This window comes from Herbaspirillum seropedicae, from assembly GCF_001040945.1.
Classification (GTDB): Bacteria; Pseudomonadota; Gammaproteobacteria; order Burkholderiales; family Burkholderiaceae_D; genus Herbaspirillum; species Herbaspirillum seropedicae.
Genome location: NZ_CP011930.1, coordinates 1,141,178 through 1,160,706, shown reverse-complemented (window position 1 = coordinate 1,160,706; position 19,529 = coordinate 1,141,178). Strand labels below are relative to the sequence as shown.

At 62.0% G+C, this 19,529-nt stretch carries 16 protein-coding genes; 4 read left to right on the top strand and 12 right to left on the bottom strand.

Features of this window, described 5'->3' with window-relative positions; genetic code table 11:
- Positions 1–9: 9 nt before the first annotated feature.
- Positions 10–1,287: an L-fuconate dehydratase gene (locus ACP92_RS05210; protein WP_013233076.1), complete on the bottom strand. Its 1,278-nt coding sequence runs from the start codon at positions 1,285–1,287 to the stop codon at positions 10–12.
- Between the two features lie 353 nt (positions 1,288–1,640).
- Here ACP92_RS05210 and ACP92_RS05205 point away from each other — a divergent pair, with 353 nt between their 5' ends.
- Positions 1,641–2,489, top strand: coding sequence for an IclR family transcriptional regulator (locus ACP92_RS05205; protein WP_013233075.1), 849 nt, complete (start codon positions 1,641–1,643; stop codon positions 2,487–2,489).
- Between the two features lie 19 nt (positions 2,490–2,508).
- On the opposite strand, the gene ACP92_RS05200 is transcribed toward ACP92_RS05205, so the two are convergent.
- Complete coding sequence (locus ACP92_RS05200) at positions 2,509–3,387, bottom strand: SMP-30/gluconolactonase/LRE family protein (RefSeq protein ID WP_013233074.1); 879 nt, start codon at positions 3,385–3,387, stop codon at positions 2,509–2,511.
- A 192-nt stretch (positions 3,388–3,579) separates the two neighbouring features.
- Positions 3,580–4,704 carry a porin gene (locus tag ACP92_RS05195; protein WP_041310257.1) on the bottom strand — a complete coding sequence of 375 codons (1,125 nt, stop codon included), beginning with the start codon at positions 4,702–4,704 and terminating at the stop codon, positions 3,580–3,582.
- Positions 4,705–5,027: 323 nt separating this feature from the next.
- On the opposite strand from ACP92_RS05195, the gene ACP92_RS05190 reads away from it, so the two are divergent.
- Entirely contained in the window at positions 5,028–5,969 is a 942-nt protein-coding gene (locus ACP92_RS05190; RefSeq protein ID WP_013233072.1) for a LysR family transcriptional regulator, read from the top strand.
- Between the two features lie 297 nt (positions 5,970–6,266).
- Here ACP92_RS05190 and ACP92_RS05185 read toward each other — a convergent pair whose 3' ends face one another.
- The 9 genes from ACP92_RS05185 to ACP92_RS05145 all read right to left on the bottom strand — a co-directional run bounded on the left by ACP92_RS05185 (position 6,267) and on the right by ACP92_RS05145 (position 18,046).
- Positions 6,267–7,052, bottom strand: a complete 786-nt coding sequence (locus ACP92_RS05185; protein WP_013233071.1) for an SDR family NAD(P)-dependent oxidoreductase — start codon at positions 7,050–7,052, stop codon at positions 6,267–6,269.
- Positions 7,053–7,115: 63 nt separating this feature from the next.
- Positions 7,116–8,873: an IlvD/Edd family dehydratase gene (locus ACP92_RS05180; RefSeq protein ID WP_013233070.1), complete on the bottom strand. Its 1,758-nt coding sequence runs from the start codon at positions 8,871–8,873 to the stop codon at positions 7,116–7,118.
- 93 nt (positions 8,874–8,966) lie between these two features.
- On the bottom strand, positions 8,967–10,184 hold the full coding sequence (gene mmsB, locus ACP92_RS05175) for a multiple monosaccharide ABC transporter permease (protein ID WP_013233069.1): 1,218 nt from the start codon (positions 10,182–10,184) through the stop codon (positions 8,967–8,969).
- A 74-nt stretch (positions 10,185–10,258) separates the two neighbouring features.
- Entirely contained in the window at positions 10,259–11,815 is a 1,557-nt protein-coding gene (gene mmsA / locus ACP92_RS05170) for a multiple monosaccharide ABC transporter ATP-binding protein (protein WP_013233068.1), read from the bottom strand.
- Between the two features lie 206 nt (positions 11,816–12,021).
- Entirely contained in the window at positions 12,022–13,095 is a 1,074-nt protein-coding gene (gene chvE, locus ACP92_RS05165) for a multiple monosaccharide ABC transporter substrate-binding protein (RefSeq protein ID WP_013233067.1), read from the bottom strand.
- 219 nt (positions 13,096–13,314) lie between these two features.
- Entirely contained in the window at positions 13,315–14,337 is a 1,023-nt protein-coding gene (yjfF, locus tag ACP92_RS05160) for a galactofuranose ABC transporter, permease protein YjfF (protein WP_013233066.1), read from the bottom strand.
- Positions 14,334–15,413: an ABC transporter permease gene (locus ACP92_RS05155; protein ID WP_013233065.1), complete on the bottom strand. Its 1,080-nt coding sequence runs from the start codon at positions 15,411–15,413 to the stop codon at positions 14,334–14,336. Before ACP92_RS05155 ends, yjfF begins: the two co-directional genes overlap by 4 nt.
- Entirely contained in the window at positions 15,410–16,960 is a 1,551-nt protein-coding gene (locus ACP92_RS05150) for a sugar ABC transporter ATP-binding protein (protein WP_013233064.1), read from the bottom strand. The genes ACP92_RS05155 and ACP92_RS05150 overlap by 4 nt, the downstream gene beginning before the upstream one ends.
- Before the next feature lie 111 nt (positions 16,961–17,071).
- Positions 17,072–18,046 carry an ABC transporter substrate-binding protein gene (locus ACP92_RS05145; protein ID WP_013233063.1) on the bottom strand — a complete coding sequence of 325 codons (975 nt, stop codon included), beginning with the start codon at positions 18,044–18,046 and terminating at the stop codon, positions 17,072–17,074.
- 199 nt (positions 18,047–18,245) lie between these two features.
- On the opposite strand from ACP92_RS05145, the gene ACP92_RS24495 reads away from it, so the two are divergent.
- Positions 18,246–18,398: a hypothetical protein gene (locus ACP92_RS24495; RefSeq protein ID WP_156181721.1), complete on the top strand. Its 153-nt coding sequence runs from the start codon at positions 18,246–18,248 to the stop codon at positions 18,396–18,398.
- Positions 18,399–18,548: 150 nt separating this feature from the next.
- Complete coding sequence (locus ACP92_RS05140; protein ID WP_013233062.1) at positions 18,549–19,523, top strand: aldose 1-epimerase; 975 nt, start codon at positions 18,549–18,551, stop codon at positions 19,521–19,523.
- The last annotated feature ends 6 nt before the right edge of the window (positions 19,524–19,529 follow it).

The following is a 19,529-nucleotide window of genomic DNA, read 5'->3' as shown; positions in this document are numbered from 1 at the left end:
GGCCTTGCCTCAGCCGCGGAAGCGGTACTGCTCCAGCGATTGCGGCTTCATCTCGATGGAGAAGCCGGGCCGGCTGGGCGGCATGTAGGCGGCGTTCTTCACCACGCAGGGATCGACGAAGTGCTCGTGCAGGTGATCCACGTATTCCGTCACGCGCCCCTCCTTGCTGCCGGAGATGCACAGGTAGTCGATCATCGACAGATGCTGCACATACTCGCACAGGCCCACGCCGCCCGCATGGGGGCAGACCACCTTGCCGTACTTGGCGGCCATCAGCATGACGGCCAGGATTTCATTGACGCCGCCGAGACGGCAGGAATCGATCTGCACCACGTCGATCGCATCGCGCATGATGAACTGCTTGAACAGCACGCGGTTCTGGCACATCTCGCCGGTGGCGACCTTGACGGCGCCGATGCCTTCACGAATCTTGCGATGTCCTTCGACGTCATCCGGAGAGGTGGGTTCCTCGATGAACCAGGGCTGGGCAAAGGCCAGCTGGTTGACCCAGTCGATGGCCTGGTGCACTTCCCAGACCTGGTTGGCGTCGATCATCAGCTTGCGCTCCGGTCCCAGCACCTCGCGGGCGATGGTCACGCGCCGCTTGTCGTCGGCCAGGTCGCGGCCGACCTTGAGCTTGACGTGATTGAAGCCTTGGTCGATGGCTTCCTGGCAGAGCCGGCGCAGCTTGGCGTCCTCATAACCCAGCCAGCCGGCCGAGGTGGTGTAGCAGGGATAGCCTTCCTGCTCCAGCACGCGCAGACGCTCGGCCTTGCCGGCCTCCTTCTCGCGCAGCAGGGCCAGCGCTTCGTCGGGCGTGATGCAGTCGGTGATGTAGCGGAAGTCGATGGTGCGCACCAGTTCTTCGGGCGACATGTCGGCCACCAGTTTCCAGACCGGCTTGCCTTCGGCCTTGGCCCACAGGTCCCAGGCGGCGTTGACCACGGCGCCGGTGGCCAGGTGGATCGCGCCCTTGTCCGGGCCGATCCAGCGCAGCTGGCTGTCGGAGGTGACGTGACGCCAGAAACGTCCCATGTCGGCAGCGATCCATTCCAGCTCCAGCCCGACCACCAGGTGCTCCATGGCGCGGATGGCGGCGCAGCAGATCTCATTGCCGCGCCCGATGGTAAAGGTCAGGCCGTGACCCTTGAGCGCGGCGTTGTCGGTATCGAGGATGACATAGGCGGCGGAATAATCCGGATCGGGATTCATCGCATCCGATCCATCCAGCGATTGCGAGGTGGGAAAGCGCACGTCGAGCACGCGCAGGGCAGTGATCTTGGTCATCAGTCTCTTGTCGTGTGGCCGGGCCGGCCTGCAGCGACATCGTGGCAACATCGGCGCTGGGCGGGCCATCGGCAGGGCCCGCCGCCTTGCTGGCGGCCGGCCCGGTTATCGTCTCCGGGGCAATGCCCCTCTTTTTCAATTCACAAATAAAAACTTATTTCATCTGTGAGGACTGAAGCATACCCCTGATTATCCCCGCTATAGAGCGCCAGCCCGATGAAGTTTCGCACCTTATCGATATCGATTTTGATATACCTCCCAGGCAATGAGCATGGATATATAAAATTTTCTTTTACAAATGAAATAGCGTGGTTTATAAAGTCGCCTCATCTCAGTCCGACAGTCAAGCCATCATGCCCAGAACCAGAAAGATCAATCCGGACGACGCCGCCACCGTGCAGACGGCTGCCGCCGAGGACGACAGCAGCAGCGGCAAGACGCGCTATGCCGCGCCGGCGCTGGACAAGGGACTGGATATCCTGGAACTGCTGAGCCGCTCCGAGCAGATGCTGACGCTCAACCAGATCTCGCGCCAGCTGGGTCGCAGCGTCAATGAGATCTTCCGCATGGTGGTGACGCTGGAGCAGCGCGGCTACCTGATTGCCGACAATGACCATTACCGGCTCTCGCTGAAGCTGTTCGAACTGGCCCATCATCACCAGCCGATCCGCTCGCTGGTCAGCACCGCCCTGCCCCACATGCGCGAACTGGCCAGCCGCGCCGTGCAATCGACGCACCTGACGGTCTATGAAGCTGGTCGCGTGATCGTGGTGGCGCAGGTGGACAGTCCCGAACGCTGGGCCTTCGGGCTCAAAGTGGGGGCCTTGGTGAGCTTGACCGATACCGCCTCGGGCCATGTGCTGCTGGCCTTCCGCGACGAGGCCGAGCGCGCCGCCATGCTGGCGGCCCATGTGCGCATGGATGGCGAGCAGGAAATCGAGACGGCGCAACTGATGCGCCAGATCGAGGACACCCGCAAGCGCGGTCATTCACGCATGGAGAGCCGCCAGATCCGCGGGGTGGTCAACCTCTCCTATCCCGTCATGGGCGCCAACAACCGCATGCTGGCGGCTTTGAACGTGCCCTACATCGAACGTATCGACAAGAAGGTCAATCCCAGCCTGGACGAGGTGCAAGGCATCGTCCAGGAGATTTCAGCGCGGCTGTCGCGGCTGATGGGGGATTCCAGCTTCGGCTCGTGAAGCCCGGCGCGGCGCGGGTTCAGCCGGCGAAGCGCACCTCGGGCAAGCCGCGCACGTCCGCCAGGGCGACGGCGAACAAGGCCCCGGCCTGCGGGTCGGCAGCGCGTTGCTCAGCGCTCATGCCTTCATGGGCCGTGGTGACATAGAGCGTGTCGAACTGCGCGCCGCCGAAAGCCACGCAGGAAGGCTGGGACGTCGGGATGGCGACGACACGGTCGATGCGGCCATCAGGCGCATAACGCACCACCCGGGCCCCGCCCCATTGGGCATTCCACAGATAACCCTCGGCATCGATGGTGGAACCGTCCGGACCACCCGGCTGCGCCACGTCGGCGAAGACGCGTTGTCCGCCGACCGCACCGCTGGCGGTATCGTAGTCACAGACCATGATCTTGCCGGCCATGGAATCGCAGTGGTACATCAGCTTGCCATCGAGGCTGAAGCAGATGCTGTTGGAGATGGCGATGGAGGGCAGGGACAGACGCTCCAGCGTCAGGTCGGTATTCAGGCGATAGAAACTGGCGATGGGCGCGCGACCTGCGTCTTCATTGAGGGTGCCGAAGACGAAACGACCCTGGCGATCGCAACGGCCATCATTGAGGCGCGTGCTGGGCAAGTCATCCTCGATGCGGCAGATCGGCGCGATCGTCCCTGTGGATAGATTGAAGAAGGCCAGGCGCGACTCCAATCCGATCAGCAACTGCTGGGGATCGGCCGTGAAGGCATAGCAGCACAGCCGCTCGGGCATGCCCCAGCTGCGCGTGAGGCCCGTTTGCGGATCATGGTTCCACAGGCGCGATGCATGGATGTCGGTCCAGAAGACCGATTGCGAGCGGTCGCACCACAGCACGCCCTCGCCCAGTTCATGATGTCCATCCACCAGCAATTGCACATTCATCGTCTTGCCCTGCAAATAATATAAATAATTTATCGATGGCGGCAGTGCTGCCGGCGGCATCGGCACAGATCGAACTACGTTGGACTACATTGAACTACATCGGACTACAAGAAAAAAGGGCGGGCTTGCGCCCGCCCTCAACTACATCAAGACCACCTCAGGAAGGATTACAGATACTACAGATTCATTGCATCAGAACGAGTGGGCGATACCGAAGTAGCCACCGGTCTGATTGGTGCCCTTGCCACCGCCGGTGGAGCTGTCCGCTTCCAGCGAGTAGTTGGCGTTGTTGCCGTTGCGCATGGTGCCGCCGCCCACGTACAGCAGGGTACGCTTGGACAGGAAGTAGTTCACACCGGCCATGAACAGGTTGGCGCTGCCATTGCCGTTGTTGGCATTGACGTGGAACACCGAACCCACCAGCTGGAATTGCGGAGTGACGTCGTAGTTCGCACCCAGCCAGTAGTGGTTCACGCGATCAGGCACGCCGCTGGCGGTGTTGGCGTCAGGTGCGCGCAGGTTTTCGTAACCCAGGAACATCTTCAGCTTGTCGATCTTGTAAGTACCGCCCAGGATCAGTTCCTTGGAGGTGTCATACACATCGGTGTAGCGGCCGTTGGCATCGCGGATCACGTCATAGATGCCGCGCAGTTCCAGACCATTGTTCTGGTACACCAGGGACAGGCCGTCCTTGCGACCGTACTTGGTGCTGGTGCCGCCCTTGCTGAAGGAGCCGGCTGCTTCGCCCAGGCTGGTCTGCACGGTCGCACCGAAGCCGCCGAAGGTCGGGGTGGTGTACTCGATCACGTTGCTGGCGCCGGGCCAGTTACGGCCACGCACCAGGTTGGCGGTACCGATCCATTGCTGGCCGGTCGGGTCCAGGAACCACACATCGTTGTTGATGAACAGGTTCTTACCCAGCTTCAGGCTGCCGGCATTGGCCGAGGACAGGCCGACGTAGGAACGACGATTGAACAGCGAGGTGCCGTTGATGTCGGTACCGTTCAGGCCGCCGGTGGTCGAGCCAAAGCCCGATTCCAGCAGGAAGAAGGCATTGGTGCCGCCGCCCAGGTCTTCCGTACCCTTGACGCCGATCATGCTGGTGCCCCACTGGTTGCTGGCAGCACGGATACGCGTACCGGTCGTGCCAGAGCCATCAGTCTTGGGAACGTTGGTCATGATATCCACGCCCGCAACCACACGGCCGTAGATGGTGACACTGCTGGTCTGCGCCTGCGCCTGTGCCGAGAATGCTCCCATCAGCGCGAGCGCGCACAGGGTCTTTGCTCCAATAAAGGATGGCTTCACTTGCTTCATGAATAGTCTCCGTGGATATTGCCGTTTAAATTTTTTTCGTCGGTGGGCTTGGTCGTGCAGCTTGCACTTCAGACCCCGTGAATCCTGACGGACCCCTTACGGTCTCCCAACTTTTTGTTTTGATGCTGCCCGACCATCTCTTCGCTCATTCCGGACACTGTCATTGTTTTGTCCTGTACAGCCCGGAATGTGGCTAGATACTAAGTATTCGGTTCATGTCTTTCCAATGAAATCTTTAGCAATTCCGATATGCGATTTGATATCATGAATTTCTAAGAAAAATTCTATGTAAAAAAAATTCAGAATATGGTCCCCGGAGACTTATGAAAAACAGTGATCCCAACTGGTTTCTGCGGGCGCGATTGAAGACCCGCCAACTCCTTCTGCTTATCGCCCTCGACGACACCCGCAACATCCACCGCGCCGCCAGCGAGCTCAACATGACCCAGCCGGCGGCTTCCAAGCAGCTCAAGGATCTGGAAGACATGCTGGGCGTGGCGCTGTTCGAGCGCCTGCCGCGCGGCATGCGGCCCACCATCTATGGCGAGGCCATGATCCGCCATGCCCGCATGGCGCTGACCAGCCTGTCCAAGGCGCACGAGGACATCGTGGCGCTCAAGTCGGGCCTGTCCGGCCAGGTCGACGTGGGCGGCATCCTCTCGCCGGCGATGGCGCTGTTGCCGCCAGCCATCGCACGGGTCAAGGAACAGGCGCCGATGCTGCGTATCGGCGTGGAAGTGGAAAGCAGCAACATCCTGCTCTCGCGCCTGCTGCACGGCGAGCTGGACTTCATCATCGGCCGCATCCTCGACGACGAGGCGCGCGGCGGCCTGCTCTATGAAGAACTGGCCGACGAGCCGATATGTGCGGTAGCGCGCGTGGGACATCCCTTCCATGCACGCACCGACCTGAGCCTGGCCGACCTGGCCAGCGAAGCCTGGATCATGGCGCCCAAGGGCAGCATCCTGCGGGCGCGCTGCGACCAGATGTTCCGCGAGCAAGGGCTGGCGCCGCCGTCCAACGTGGTCGACACCACCGCCATCCTGTTCATCACCAGCCTGTTGCAGCAGACCGACTTCATCTACGCCATGCCCACCGAAGTGGCGCGCTACTACACCCAGGCCCGCCTGATGGACATCCTGCCCATCGAACTCCCCTGCCGCATGGCGGGTTTCGGCATCATCACGCGCCAGGACAATCTGCTCTCGCCAGGGGCCAACCTGGTGCTGCAGGCCATCCGCGAAGTGGCGAAAATGATTTACTGAGCAGGAATTTTCTTGCGCATGATGCGGCAAAAAGGCCACAGTGCGTCCCGCAGTTTTATTAAGAAATGTAAGAAAGCATTAGAGAATCTGGAAACCGGATTCACCCATTTGTGTAGCGTGATTTTTCTGCACTCGAAAATAAAAAAAGCAACTGCAAAAAAACAACAGCCCGCCGCCCGATATCTCAGTTTTTCTCTCTCCACCAATGAAAAAAAGCGTCGCCAGACAGCGACGCTTTTTTAATTTCAGCCAGTGTGTCCCGCTTTCAGGACAGGCCTGGCCGCCCGCCTTGCTTCATCAGACCCAACCGGCATCGACGATGAATTCCTGCGCGGTGCACATGGCGCTATCGTCAGCAGCCAGGAACAGCACCATGCGCGCCAGGTGCCACGGCAACAGGTCGCCCTGCAGGCACTGGTTGCGGGCGATGGCCTTCTTGCCCTCTTCGTCCAGCCACAACTTGATCTGGCGCTCGGTCATGACCCAGCCTGGCGTGACGGTATTGACGCGGATCTTGTGCGGACCGAGGTCGCGCGCCAGGCCACGGGTCAAGCCCAGGGTCGAGGCCTTGGCCGTGGTATAGACCGGGAAGCCGCCGCCGGACTGGTGCCAGCTGATCGAACTGAAGTTGATGATGGAGCCGCCGCCGCGGCGCTTCATCCCCTCCACCACCGACTGCACGGCGAAGAAGGACGGGCGCTGATTGATGGCGATGCGGTCGTTCCAGTATTCCAGCGTCACTTCTTCCAGCTTGTGGCGCTGGTCGTTGGCGGCGTTGTTGACCAGCACGTCGAAATCGCCCAGCTGGGCTTGCAGTTCGGCGATGGTGGCCTGGAAAGCCGGGATGTCGCGCAGGTCGCAATGGCGGAACAGCGGCTTGGGGTGACCGGCCGCGGCCACCTCGTTGCACAGCGCTTCGCTGGCTTCGGTGGCGATATCGACGAAAGCCACATGCGCACCTTGTTGCGCAAACGCTTCGACGATGGCCGCGCCAATGCCGGTGCCGCCACCGGTGATGAAGACGCGCTTGCCCTTCAAGCTGGGGAAGCTCGCCAGTTGCACGTTCTGGGGAGTGTTGCTCATGAGAAGTCCTTGCCGCCGGTGTCATGCCGACACCGGCTCATCCATGGGATATCGGGTGAAAGATCAGTGCGAGTGCTTGGGCACGGCCGCGCCACGGCAGCCGACCAGGAAGTCGAAGTCGCAGCCTTCATCGGCCTGCAGCACGCGGTCCACATACAGGGACTGGTAGCCGCCGACCATCTCGGGCTTGCGCTCGGCCAGCACCTTGGCGCGGGCCTCAAGGCGGCGCTTCATCTCTTCTTCGCTGATGTCCAGCTGCAGCTTGCCGGCATAGGCGTCGAGCTCGATGAAGTCGCCATCCTGGACGATGCCCAGCGGGCCGCCCGCAGCGGCTTCGGGCGCCACATGCAGGATCACGGTGCCATAGGCGGTGCCGCTCATGCGCGCGTCCGAGATACGCACCATGTCCTTCACGCCCGTGGCCAGCACCTTGGGCGGCAAGCCCATGTTGCCCACTTCGGCCATGCCCGGATACCCCTTGGGACCGACGTTCTTCATGACCAGCACGCAGCTGGCGTCCACATCCAGATCGGGATCGTTGATGCGTTCCTTGTAGTGGTTGAAGTCTTCGAAGACCACCGCGCGGCCGCGATGCTTCATCAGCTCAGGCGTGGCCGCAGAGGGCTTCAAGACCGCGCCGCGCGGCGCCAGGTTGCCGCGCAGGATGCAGATGCCGCCATCTTCGATCAGCGGCTTGGCCAGCGGACGCACCACTTCGTCGTTGTAGATCGGCGCATCCTTGACGTTGTCCCACATGGTCTGGCCGTTGACGGTCAGTGCATCCTTGTGCGGCAGCAGATCGGCTTCGCCCAGGCGGCGCAGCACGGCCGGCAGGCCACCGGCGTAGTAGAACTCTTCCATCAGGTAGCGGCCCGAGGGCTGCAGGTCGACGATGGTCGGGGTGCCACGGCCGATGCGGGTCCAGTCTTCCAGTTCCAGGTCCACGCCGATGCGACCAGCGATGGCCTTCAGGTGGATCACGGCATTGGTGGAACCACCGATGGCGGCGTTGGTGCGGATGGCGTTCTCGAAGGCCTTGCGGGTCAGGATCTTGGACAGGGTCAGGCCTTCCCAGACCATGTCGACGATGCGCATGCCGGACAAGTGCGCGAGAACATAGCGGCGCGCATCAACGGCCGGGATCGCTGCATTGTGCGGCAACGACACGCCCAGCGACTCGGCCATGCAGGCCATGGTGGAGGCGGTGCCCATGGTGTTGCAGGTGCCAGCCGAACGCGACATGCCGGCTTCAGCGGCCATGAAGTCGTGGATGGTGATTTCACCGGCCTTGACCTGTTCCGACAACTGCCACACCACCGTGCCCGAACCGATGTCGCGGCCCTGGTGCTTGCCGTTCAACATCGGACCACCGGTCACGACGATGGCCGGCACGTCGCAGCTGGCCGCGCCCATCAGCAGGGCTGGCGTGGTCTTGTCGCAGCCGGTCAGCAGCACCACCGCATCGATGGGATTGCCGCGGATCGATTCTTCCACGTCCATGCTGGCCAGGTTGCGGGTGAGCATGGCGGTCGGGCGCAGGTTGGATTCGCCATTGGAGAACACCGGGAACTCCACCGGGAAGCCGCCGGCCTCGATGATGCCGCGCCGCACGTGTTCGGCGATCTTGCGGAAGTGGGCGTTGCAGGGCGTCAGTTCCGACCAGGTATTGCAGATGCCGATGACCGGCTTGCCCTGGAATTCGTGGTCGGGGATGCCCTGGTTCTTCATCCAGCTACGGTACATGAAACCGTTCTTGTCGGCGGTGCCGAACCAGCCGGCCGAGCGCAGGGTGCGGCTCTTGTCTTTTTTGTCGCTACTCATCGTTGAATTCCTGACAGAAGGAAATGAAAGGATAGGGTCCAGCCGGAGGTCAATGTAAAAGGCGGGCCAGTCTGCCCGCCTTTGCCATCCGGATTACTTGTTCTTGTTGTAGACGTCGAAGCAGACCGCCATGAGCAGCACGAAGCCCTTGATCATCTGCTGGTAGTCGATGCCGATGCCCATGATGGACATGCCGTTGTTCATCACGCCCATCACGAAGGCGCCGATGACCGCGCCCATGACCTTGCCCACACCGCCCGAGGCCGAAGCGCCGCCGATGAAGCAGGCCGCGATCACGTCCAGCTCGAAGCCCAGGCCCGCCTTGGGGGTGGCGGTGTTCAGGCGAGCGGCGAAGATCAGGCCGGCCAGTGCGGCCAGCACGCCCATGTTGACGAAGGTGAAGAAGGATACGCGTTCGGTCTTGATGCCCGACAGCTTGGCCGCCTTCTCGTTGCCGCCCACGGCGTAGACGCGGCGACCCAGGGTAGTGCGGCTGGTGATGAAGGTGTAGAGCACCATCAGCGCAAACATGATGATGAGCACGTTGGGCATGCCGCGATAGGTCGACAGCAGGTAGCTGAAGGCGATGATGGCGGCCGCGAACACGCCGTTCTTGAGCAGGAAGAACAGCACCGGTTCATCTTCCATGCCGTGCTTGGTCTGCTTGCGACGGCCATGCAGCTTGACCAGGATCAGCACCACGGCCGCGATCACGCCGACGATGAGCGAGGTGGTGCGGAAGGTGGTGTTGCCGGTCAGTTCAGGGATGAAGCCCGAGGACAGCATCTGGAAGGTCTGCGGGAAGGGGCCCAGGGACTGGCCTTGCAGCAGCGCCAGCGCCATGCCCTTGAAGACCAGCATGCCGGCCAGGGTGACGATGAAGGACGGGATCTTGAAGTAGGCGATCCAGTAGCCCTGCGCCGCGCCGATCAGGCCGCCGGCGATCAGGCAGACGATGGATGCGGGCACGAAGCCCCAGCCGTAGTCCACCATCAGCACGGCCGCCAGGGCGCCGATGAGGCCCACCACCGATCCCACCGACAGGTCGATGTGGCCGGCCACGATGACCATCAGCATGCCCAGCGCCATGATGACGATGTAGCTGTTCTGCAGGACCAGGTTGGTCAGGTTCAGCGGACGCATCAGCGTGCCGTCGGTCATGATCTGGAAGAAGGCCATGATGGCCACCAGCGACATCAGCATGCCGTACTCGCGCATGTTGTTCTTCAGGAAGCTGCCGTAGTCCTTCTTTTCGGCGGCGCCGCCGGCGGCGGCCGCAGCCGGTTTCTTGCTCATGTCAATGCTCTCCATTGTCTTGCTCCTCAGGTGCTCTCTGGTCTTTATGGTAGTTGCCGCCGGTTTGGCTCCGGCTTGGTCTGCTGCGTTCAGGCGGCCTTGGACAGGCCCGGCTCATCGATGCGCTTGTTGCGCATGATGGCGCGCATGATGTTTTCCTGGGTGGCCTCGGCCTTGGGCAGATGGCCCACGAACTGGCCTTCGTTCATCACGTAGATGCGGTCGCACATGCCCAGCAGTTCCGGCATTTCCGACGAGATCATGATGATGCACTTGCCCTCGGCGGCCAGCTTGCTGATGATGTTGTAGATCTCGAACTTGGCGCCCACGTCGATGCCGCGCGTGGGTTCGTCCAGGATCAGCACTTCCGGCTGCGAGAACAGCCACTTCGACAGCACCACCTTCTGCTGGTTGCCGCCGGAGAGGTTGACCACCTTCTGCAGCACGCTGGAACAGCGGATGCGCATCTGCTGCTTGAAGTCCGCCGCGATCTTGTATTCGCGCGCCTCGTCGATGACGGTGCGCTCGGACACGCCGCCCAGGTTGGCCAGCGAGATGTTCTTCTTGATGTCTTCTTCCAGCACCAGGCCATCGCCCTTGCGGTCTTCGGTGACGTAGGCGATGCCCTTGGCGATGGCCTTCTCGATGGTGGACAGGTCCACTTCCTTGCCGTGCAGGAAGGCTTGGCCAGTGATCTTCTTGCCATAGGCGCGGCCGAAGATGCTCTTGGCCAGCTCGGTGCGGCCGGCCCCCATCAAGCCGGCGATACCGACGATCTCGCCGGCGCGCACGCTCATGTTGACGTCCTTGATGGCCAGGCGGTCCGTATGCAGCGGATGGTGCACGCGCCAGTCGCGCACCTCGAAGATGACCTCGCCGATCTGCGGGTCGCGCTGCGGATAGCGGTCGGCCATCTCGCGGCCCACCATGTGCTGGATGATGCGGTCTTCGCTGATGGGTTCAGCGCGGCAGTCGAAGGTATCGACCGTGGTGCCGTCGCGCAGCACGGTGATGGAATCGGCCACCTTGGAAATTTCGTTGAGCTTGTGCGAGATCAGGATCGAGGCGATGCCCTGGCGCTTCAATTCCAGCAGCAGTTCGAGCAGCGCATCGGAATCGCTTTCATTGAGGCTGGCGGTGGGTTCGTCCAGGATCAGCAGCTTGACTTCCTTGGAGAGCGCCTTGGCGATCTCGATCAATTGCTGCTTGCCCACGCCCAGGTCGCCCACCTGGGTCAGCGGCGACTCCTTCAGGCCGACCTTGGCCAGCAGTTCCTTGGCGCGCACGTAGGACTGTTCCCAGTCGATCACGCCGCCACGGGCTTGCTCGTTACCCAGGAAGAGGTTTTCCATCACCGACAGCAGCGGCACCAGCGCCAGCTCCTGGTGGATGATGATGATGCCCAGGTGTTCGCTGTCGCGGATATCCTTGAAGGCGCGCACCTCGCCCTTGTAGACGATGTCGCCCGAGTAGGAACCGTGCGGGTAGACCCCCGACAGCACCTTCATCAGCGTGGACTTGCCCGCGCCGTTCTCGCCGACGATGGCGTGGATCTCGCCTTCGCGTACCGCCAGGTTGACGTTGTTCAACGCCTTCACACCCGGGAAACTCTTTTCGATGCCGCGCATTTCCAGAATGTTGCTCATGATGCTGACCTCTCTTTTGCCGGTCTTGCGTGGATGACGTAGCCGGACTTGTCTGTCTCGTTTGCGTTGCACGGGTGCAAGCGCAACTTCCTGAAAGTATTAGTCCCGCACAGGGCGGGACTATGCTGATCTTGTGAGTATTCTTCTTGCAAAAGATTCAGCGGGCGGCCGCAACGATGTGACATCGGCAGCGCCCGCTATCCTGCTTACTTCAGTTGGGCTTCGGTGTAGTAGCCGCTGCCGACCAGGACTTCCTTCCAGTTCGACTTGTCCACCACGACCGGCTTCAACAGGTAGGAAGGCACCACCTTCACGCCGTTGTTGTAGGTCTTGGTGTCGTTGATCTGGGGCTGCTTGCCGCCCAGGACAGCGTCAACCATACCGACGGTGACCTTGGCCAGTTCGCGGGTGTCCTTGAAGATGGTGGAGTACTGCTCGCCACGGATGATGGACTTGACCGAAGGCACTTCTGCATCCTGACCCGAGACATACGGGAAGGGTTGTTGCGGGGTGCCGTAGCCGACGCCGCGCAGCGAGGACAGGATACCGATGGACAGACCGTCATACGGGGACAGCACGGCGTTGACCTTGGCGTTGGTGTAGTAGGCCGACAGCAGGTTGTCCATACGGGCTTGTGCAGTGGCCGGATCCCAGCGCAGGGTCGCGACCTTGTCCATGCCCATCTGCTTGGAACGTACCACCAGCTTGCCGCTGTCGATGTAGGGCTTCAGCACCGACATGGCGCCGTTGTAGAAGAAGAAGGCGTTGTTGTCGTCCGAGGAACCGCCGAACAGTTCGATGTTGAACGGACCCTTGCCTTCCTTCAGGCCCAGGGCCTTTTCCAGCGATTGCGCCTGCAGCACGCCGACCTGGAAGTTGTCGAAGGTGGCGTAGTAGTCGACGTTCTTGGAGCCACGGATCAGGCGGTCATAGGCGATGACCTTGACGCCCTTGTCGGCGGCCTTCTGCAGCACGTCGGTCAGGGTGGTGCCGTCGATGGCGGCGATCACCAGCACCTTGGCGCCCTTGGTCAGCATGTTCTCGATCTGGGACAGCTGGTTGGGGATGTCGTCTTCAGCGTATTGCAGGTCGGTCTGGTAACCCTTTTCCTTGAGGACCTTGACCATGTTGTTGCCGTCGGCGATCCAGCGGGCTGAAGACTTGGTGGGCATGGCCACGCCGACCAGCTGCTTGCTCTGTGCGCTCACCTGTGCGCTGATGGACATCAGGGTGACGCCCAGGCCGAGGGCGATACCGCTCAATACGGATTTGATTTTCATGCTTCGAGTCTCCAGTCTCTATTTATGGAATGGCGTGTTGTAGTTGTCTAAAACAGCGCCTCTAGTTCTGATGAATGTCATGCAGAGCAACTGTTTTGCGGGCTCTACATTAATTGCTTTACCAATACATTTCTAATGATTTTTTGAACGTAATGGATATGATTTTCGGTATAACTCCCTCTATGTAAAGTTATCTTAATTAAGCTTAAAAAATCCCGTCTAAGCCCCGGCTGGCGCGGCTTTCGCCGACCCAGCCGGTTTGCCTCGCAGGGCGCCCAGGGAAATGACGCGTTGCGCCACGCAAAACACGAACAGCAGCGCTCCAATGAAGATCTTGGTCCACCAGGAACTGAGGGTGCCATCGAAGGCAATCAGGGTCTGGATCACCCCCAGGATGAGCACGCCGGTCAAGGTGCCGGCCACGTAACCATAGCCGCCGGTCAACAGGGTGCCGCCGATGACTACGGCCGCAATCGCATCGAGCTCCACCCCTTGGGCATGCAGGCCGTAGCCGGAGAGCATGTAGAAAGAGAACAGCACGCCGGCCACCGCCGCGCACAAGCCACTGAAGGCATACACCAGGACCTTGGTGCGCCCCACCGGCAAGCCCATCAGCAGCGCCGAGTTCTCGTTGCCGCCGATGGCATAGACGGCGCGGCCAAAGCGGGTGCAGTGCGCCATCCAGATCGCCAGCGCCAGCATGAACAGGGCGATCACCACGCTAGGCGAAATGAACAACCCCGCCAGCTCCAGCCGCGTCTGCGACAGGGTGGTAAACAGCGGATCATCGATGGTGATGGAATTGATGCTGATGAGGTAGCACAGTCCGCGCGCCAAGAACATCCCCGCTAGCGTGACGATGAAGGCCTGCAGCTTGAAGTAATGGATCATCGCGCCCATGGCGGCGCCAAACCCGGCGCCCATCAACAGCACGGTGACGATCACCAGCAGCGGATGCCAGTGCCAGTTCTGCAGCAGGAAGGCCGCCACCATCGTGGTCAGCGCCAGCACCGAGCCGACCGAGAGGTCGATGCCGCCGGAGAGGATGACGAAGGTCATGCCGATGGCCACCACCAGCAGGAAGGCATTGTCGATCAAGAGATTGAGCATCACCTGGGGCGACAGGAAGCCATCGTAGCCGAGAGCGCCGGCCACCAGCATGACCACCAGCAACACCACGGTGACCATGGACGTGAACCACGGCGCGTGCGAAGCGCGCCGCAAGGAAGAAACGAGCATCATGATTTGGACATCCTCAACATGCGGCGGAATTGCGGCGACTGCGACAGGCACACCAGGAACACCACGATGGACTTGACCACCATGTTGACCTCAGGCGGCACGCCCAGCGAATAGATGGTGTAGGTCAGCGTCTGGATGATGAGCGCGCCGATGACGCTGCCCACCAGGCTGAACTTGCCCCCGGCCAGCGAGGTGCCGCCCAGGGTCACGGCCAGGATGGCGTCCAGTTCCAGCAGCAGGCCCGCGTTGTTGGCGTCGGCGCTCTTGATGTTGGACGCGATCATCAGTCCGGCCAGCCCGGCGCAGGCGCTGCAGAACATGTAGACGAAGAAGATCAGCGCCGCCGTGCGGATGCCGGCCAGGCGGGACGCCACCGGGTTGATGCCGACCGATTCGATGAACAGCCCCAGCGCGGTCTTCTTCATCAGCAGCGCCAGCAGCACGAACATGGCCGCCGCGATGTAGAGCGAGAACGGCAGGCCGAACAGATAGCCGCCGCCCAGGAAGAAGAAGGGCTTGTAATAGACCGTGACGATCTGACCATCGGTGAGCAGCTGCGCCAGTCCGCGCCCGGCCACCATCAGGATCAGCGTGGCGATGATGGGCTGCAGCCCCAGACCGGCCACCAGCAAGCCGTTCCAGGCGCCGCACAGCAAGGCCGCACCCATGGCCGCACACAGCGCCCAGACCATCGGCACATTGCTGACATATTGCGAGACGCCATCGACCACCACCATCTTGCCGCCGATCAAGATGGCTGCCACCGCACCGGAGATGGCCACCACCGCGCCCACCGAAATATCCACGCCACGCGTGGCAATGACCAGCGTCATGCCCAGCGCGGCCAGCATCAGCGGCGCGGCGCGGTTGATGATGTCGATCAGGGCGCCATACAGGTGGCCGTCCTTGATCTCCAGCTTGAAGAAGCCTGGCACCAGCAGGAAATCGATCAGCAGCAGCACCGCCAGCGCCCCCAGCGGACGCACCAGCGGATGGCGCAACAGGCCGGCCAGCATCGGCGAGCCGGCGGAGGCGGCGGTATCGGGAATCAGTTTGGAATCCATGGAAGCACTCATGCGGTCTCTCCCGCGATCACCTGCAAGACCGACTGTTCGTCCAGCTCGCCGCGGCGATACTCACCACAGGCGCGACGGTCGCGCAGCACCAGCATGCGGTCGCTGCAACGCAGGACCTCGGGAATCTCCGAGGAAATGAAAAGAATGGACATGCCCTTGCGGCACATGGCGATGACGAAATCCATGATCTCCTGCTTGGCGCGCACGTCGATGCCGCGCGTGGGCTCGTCCAGGATCAGCATGCCCGGGTCGGTCGCCAGCCAGCGCGCCAGCAAGGCTTTCTGCTGGTTGCCGCCGGAGAGCAGGCCGATGGGGGTTTCCAGGTCGGCCGTCTTGATGCCCAGCCACTTGACGTAATCCGCGGCGATCTGGTTCTGGCGCTTGCGCGGCAGCACCCGGAACAAGCCTTGACGCGCTTGCAGCGCCAGGATGATGTTTTCGCGCACCGACAGTTCCAGGATCGCGCCTTCCTTCTTGCGGTCCTCGGAACAGAAACCGATGCCAGCAGCAATCGCATCACGCGGCACGTTGAGCCGGACCTCCTTGCCTTCGATACGCAACTGACCGCAGTCAGCACGATCGGCGCCGAACAGCAGGCGCGCCATCTCGGTACGCCCCGAGCCCAGCAGGCCGCACAGTCCGAAGACTTCACCGCGCCGCAATTGCAGGTCTTGCGGCGCCAGCACGCCGCGCCGACCAAAGCCCTCGGCTTGCAGGAAGACCGCGCCGGCAGCGGCGGCATCGGTCGAGAGTTCAGAAGCCAGCGCCTCGGCGCCCGCCTCGACCTTGCGGTGATCGACTGCCGTCACCCCCACCATCTTGTTGACCAGATCCAGGCGCGACAGCTCGGACACCAGGTATTCACCCTCGCGCACACCATTGCGCAGCACCGTGATGCGGTCCGAGATCTCGTAGGTCTGGTCCAGGAAGTGCGTCACGAAGAGAATCGCCATGCCCTGCTCGCGCAGGCGGCGCAGCACCTTGAAGAGCTGCTGCACCTCGGCCTCATCGAGGCTGGAGGTGGGCTCATCGAGAATGAGCACCTTGGCCGAGACCGACAGCGCACGCGAGATCGCCACCATCTGCTGGATCGCCAGCGGATAGGACGACAGCGGCGCAGCGACATCGATATCGATCTGCAACTGCTGCAGCAGTTGCCGGGATTGCGTGTGTACGCTCTTCCAGTCGATGCGGCCAAAGCGGGTGGGATAGCGGCCCACGAAGATATTCTCGGCCACCGACAGGTTGGGACAGAGGTTGACCTCCTGGTAGACCGTGCTGATGCCCAGCGCCTGCGCCTCCAGGGTGGAGGCCGGCGCAATGGCGCGACCATCCAGTTCGATCTTGCCGCCATCGGGTTCATGCACGCCGGTCAGCACCTTGATCAGCGTGGACTTGCCTGCGCCATTCTGCCCCATCAGGGTATGCACTTCCCCCGGGAACAGCCGCAAGCCGACATCGGTGAGCGCCTTCACGCCCGCGAATGCCTTGTGGATACCGCTCAATTCCAGCATGGGACGCGCCTGCGTCCCGACAGACATCGTCATCGCAACTCCATCAGAACACCCGCTGCGCGCACTTCCGCAGCAGGCGAAAAAAACCGCCGCACAGGCGCACCGCGACAAGCAGCAGCCAATGCGGCGTCCATCAGGTCGGTATCAGTACTTGCGGTTGGGGAATTCCTTGGCCGCCACTTCGGCCGGGAAGATGCCTTCCTCGGTCGTGATGCGCTTGGGGACTTCCTTGCCAGCCTTGATATCCTTGGCGATCTGCATCAGTTGCGGACCCAGCAGCGGGCTGCACTCGACGGTGACATTGAGCTTGCCGGCCATCATGGCTTCGAAGGCGCCCTTGACCCCATCGATGGAGATGATGATGATGTCCTTGCCCGGCTTCATGCCGGCTTCTTCGATGGCCTGGATGGCGCCGATGGCCATGTCGTCGTTATGGGCGTAGAGCACATTGATCTTCTTGCCCTCGGCCTTGAGGAAGGCTTCCATCACTTCCTTGCCCTTGGCGCGGGTGAAGTCGCCGGTCTGCGAGCGGATGATCTTCAGGCGCGGTTCACCCTTGATGACTTCCTCGAAGCCAGCCTTGCGGTCGATGGCCGGCGCCGAACCGACGGTGCCCTGCAGTTCGACGATGTTGATATCGCCCGCCGGCATGCTCTTGGCCTTCTCCAGCAGCCAGCGGCCCGCGCGGCGGCCTTCTTCCACGAAGTCCGAACCGATGAAGGTCACATACAGCGACTTGTCGGAGACGTTGACGGCGCGGTCGGTCAGGATCACGGGAATCTTGGCGGCCTTGGCTTCACGCAGCACGGTTTCCCAGCCCGACTCCACCACGGGCGAGAAGGCGATCACGTCGACCTTTTGCGCGATGAAGGAGCGGATCGCCTTGACCTGGTTTTCCTGCTTCTGCTGGGCGTCGGCGAACTTCAGGTTCACACCGGCCTGCTTGGCGGCGTCCTTGATGGAAACGGTATTGGCGGTACGCCATTCGCTTTCTGCGCCGACCTGGGAGAAACCCATGGTCAGCGGTTTGTCGGCGGCAAAGGCCGGAAGGCTCATGGCGCTGCTACCCAGGCTCAGGCAAATGGCTGCGCCCAGAAGCGCTCTTCTCTTCGAATTCATTGTCAGTCTCCGTTGGCAGGGAATTGTGGACTTCCCCTTGTTGTATGCGTGAAGTGCGCTGCGCCGGCGATGCGTTCGACTTGTAGGAATAAGAGTGCGGCGCGGTGCGTCTGGAATCGGGAACACGAAACAGCCCTGATCGTTCTCGATCCGGGCTCAATATTAGGCAAGCGACCAATAAGCTTCCAATGAATTTTTAATGTTTTTCGATACCGTTTCCCGCATCGATGAGCCTGCACCGTCGCGCAGGCCGCTTTCGTCGCGGCTCGGGCAGGCCTCGCGCAATTTTGATATCGTTTGCGATCTTTTTTTCATTATTCCCTATCGGAGGGCGGTGATAGCATCGGCGTGATTTTTTTGAAGCGCAGTTCGTGCAGACGGAGCGCAGACCCAGCTCGTGAACCCTCTCCCTCTTCGTGAAACCGCCTTCGATGTCCCCTCGACGGGACGCTGCGCACCATCGCTGATGCGCGCTGCACACCATAACAAGACACGAGACGACATGCCATCCCGAGCAACCGATGCCCGCCGCGCAGGCTCCCAGGGACTGCCGCAAATCCATACCTTGCAAGCCGGCCGCCAGCGGCTGCATGTGCTGCCTTCGCTGGGCGGCGCACTGGCTGGCTGGGAATGGCAGCGCGAGCGCCAATGGCTGCCGCTGCTGCGCCCCTGGAGCGCCGATCCTGCAGCGCTCTACGCCACTGCCTGCTTCCCGCTGCTGCCCTGGTCCAACCGCATCACTGGCGGCGGATTCGATTTCGACGGCAAGCATTATCCGCTGGTCCCCAACCGCCTCGGCGAACCCTATCCCATCCACGGCGACAGCTGGCGCCAGGCCTGGACCATCACGGCCCAGGCCGAGGACCGCATGACCCTGGAACTGGAATCGGACCGCTACGACGGCAATCCCTACGTCTATCGCGCGCGGCAGTTGCTGACCCTGCGCGAGAATGCGCTGGAGATCGAGCTGCGCGTGACCAATACCGGTACGGAGACCCTGCCCTACGGCCTGGGCCTGCATCCCTACTTCCTGCGCGACGCCCAGACCCGGCTGCAATTCCGCTCACGCGGCGTGTGGCTCTCGGGACCGGACCGCATCCCCACCAGCTTCACCCGCCAGTTGCCGGCAGGCTGGGACTACAACCGCCCGGCCACGCTGGAAGACAAACTGATCGACAACTGCTTCGAAGGCTGGGATGGCCTGGCCATGATCGAAGATCCCACGCGCGGACTGCGCCTGCAGATGCATACCACCGACCGCAGCGGCTATGTGCTGATGTTCCGCCCGGTCAAACAGGCCTTCTTCTGCCTGGAGCCGGTGACGCATCCCATCGACGCCTTCCACCGACCCAAGCGCCCCGGCCTGATCGACCTGGCCCCGGGCGAGGACATGGTCTTGCTCACTCGCTTTTCCGTCTGCGAGATCGCCCAGGAAGAACCCCGGGTGCGGCCAGCCAGCGCCAGCGCCGCGCGATGAACCGAA

Excerpts from the sequence above, each read along its gene's own strand:
- ACP92_RS05210 (WP_013233076.1), bottom strand. The coding sequence starts at position 1,287 with ATGACCAAGATCACTGCCCTGCGCGTGCTCGACGTGCGCTTTCCCACC.
- ACP92_RS05205 (WP_013233075.1), top strand. The coding sequence starts at position 1,641 with ATGCCCAGAACCAGAAAGATCAATCCGGACGACGCCGCCACCGTGCAG.
- ACP92_RS05200 (WP_013233074.1), bottom strand. The coding sequence starts at position 3,387 with ATGAATGTGCAATTGCTGGTGGATGGACATCATGAACTGGGCGAGGGC.
- ACP92_RS05195 (WP_041310257.1), bottom strand. The coding sequence starts at position 4,704 with ATGAAGCAAGTGAAGCCATCCTTTATTGGAGCAAAGACCCTGTGCGCG.
- ACP92_RS05190 (WP_013233072.1), top strand. The coding sequence starts at position 5,028 with ATGAAAAACAGTGATCCCAACTGGTTTCTGCGGGCGCGATTGAAGACC.
- ACP92_RS05185 (WP_013233071.1), bottom strand. The coding sequence starts at position 7,052 with ATGAGCAACACTCCCCAGAACGTGCAACTGGCGAGCTTCCCCAGCTTG.
- ACP92_RS05180 (WP_013233070.1), bottom strand. The coding sequence starts at position 8,873 with ATGAGTAGCGACAAAAAAGACAAGAGCCGCACCCTGCGCTCGGCCGGC.
- mmsB (WP_013233069.1), bottom strand. The coding sequence starts at position 10,184 with ATGGAGAGCATTGACATGAGCAAGAAACCGGCTGCGGCCGCCGCCGGC.
- mmsA (WP_013233068.1), bottom strand. The coding sequence starts at position 11,815 with ATGAGCAACATTCTGGAAATGCGCGGCATCGAAAAGAGTTTCCCGGGT.
- chvE (WP_013233067.1), bottom strand. The coding sequence starts at position 13,095 with ATGAAAATCAAATCCGTATTGAGCGGTATCGCCCTCGGCCTGGGCGTC.
- yjfF (WP_013233066.1), bottom strand. The coding sequence starts at position 14,337 with ATGATGCTCGTTTCTTCCTTGCGGCGCGCTTCGCACGCGCCGTGGTTC.
- ACP92_RS05155 (WP_013233065.1), bottom strand. The coding sequence starts at position 15,413 with ATGAGTGCTTCCATGGATTCCAAACTGATTCCCGATACCGCCGCCTCC.
- ACP92_RS05150 (WP_013233064.1), bottom strand. The coding sequence starts at position 16,960 with ATGACGATGTCTGTCGGGACGCAGGCGCGTCCCATGCTGGAATTGAGC.
- ACP92_RS05145 (WP_013233063.1), bottom strand. The coding sequence starts at position 18,046 with ATGAATTCGAAGAGAAGAGCGCTTCTGGGCGCAGCCATTTGCCTGAGC.
- ACP92_RS24495 (WP_156181721.1), top strand. The coding sequence starts at position 18,246 with ATGTTTTTCGATACCGTTTCCCGCATCGATGAGCCTGCACCGTCGCGC.
- ACP92_RS05140 (WP_013233062.1), top strand. The coding sequence starts at position 18,549 with ATGCCATCCCGAGCAACCGATGCCCGCCGCGCAGGCTCCCAGGGACTG.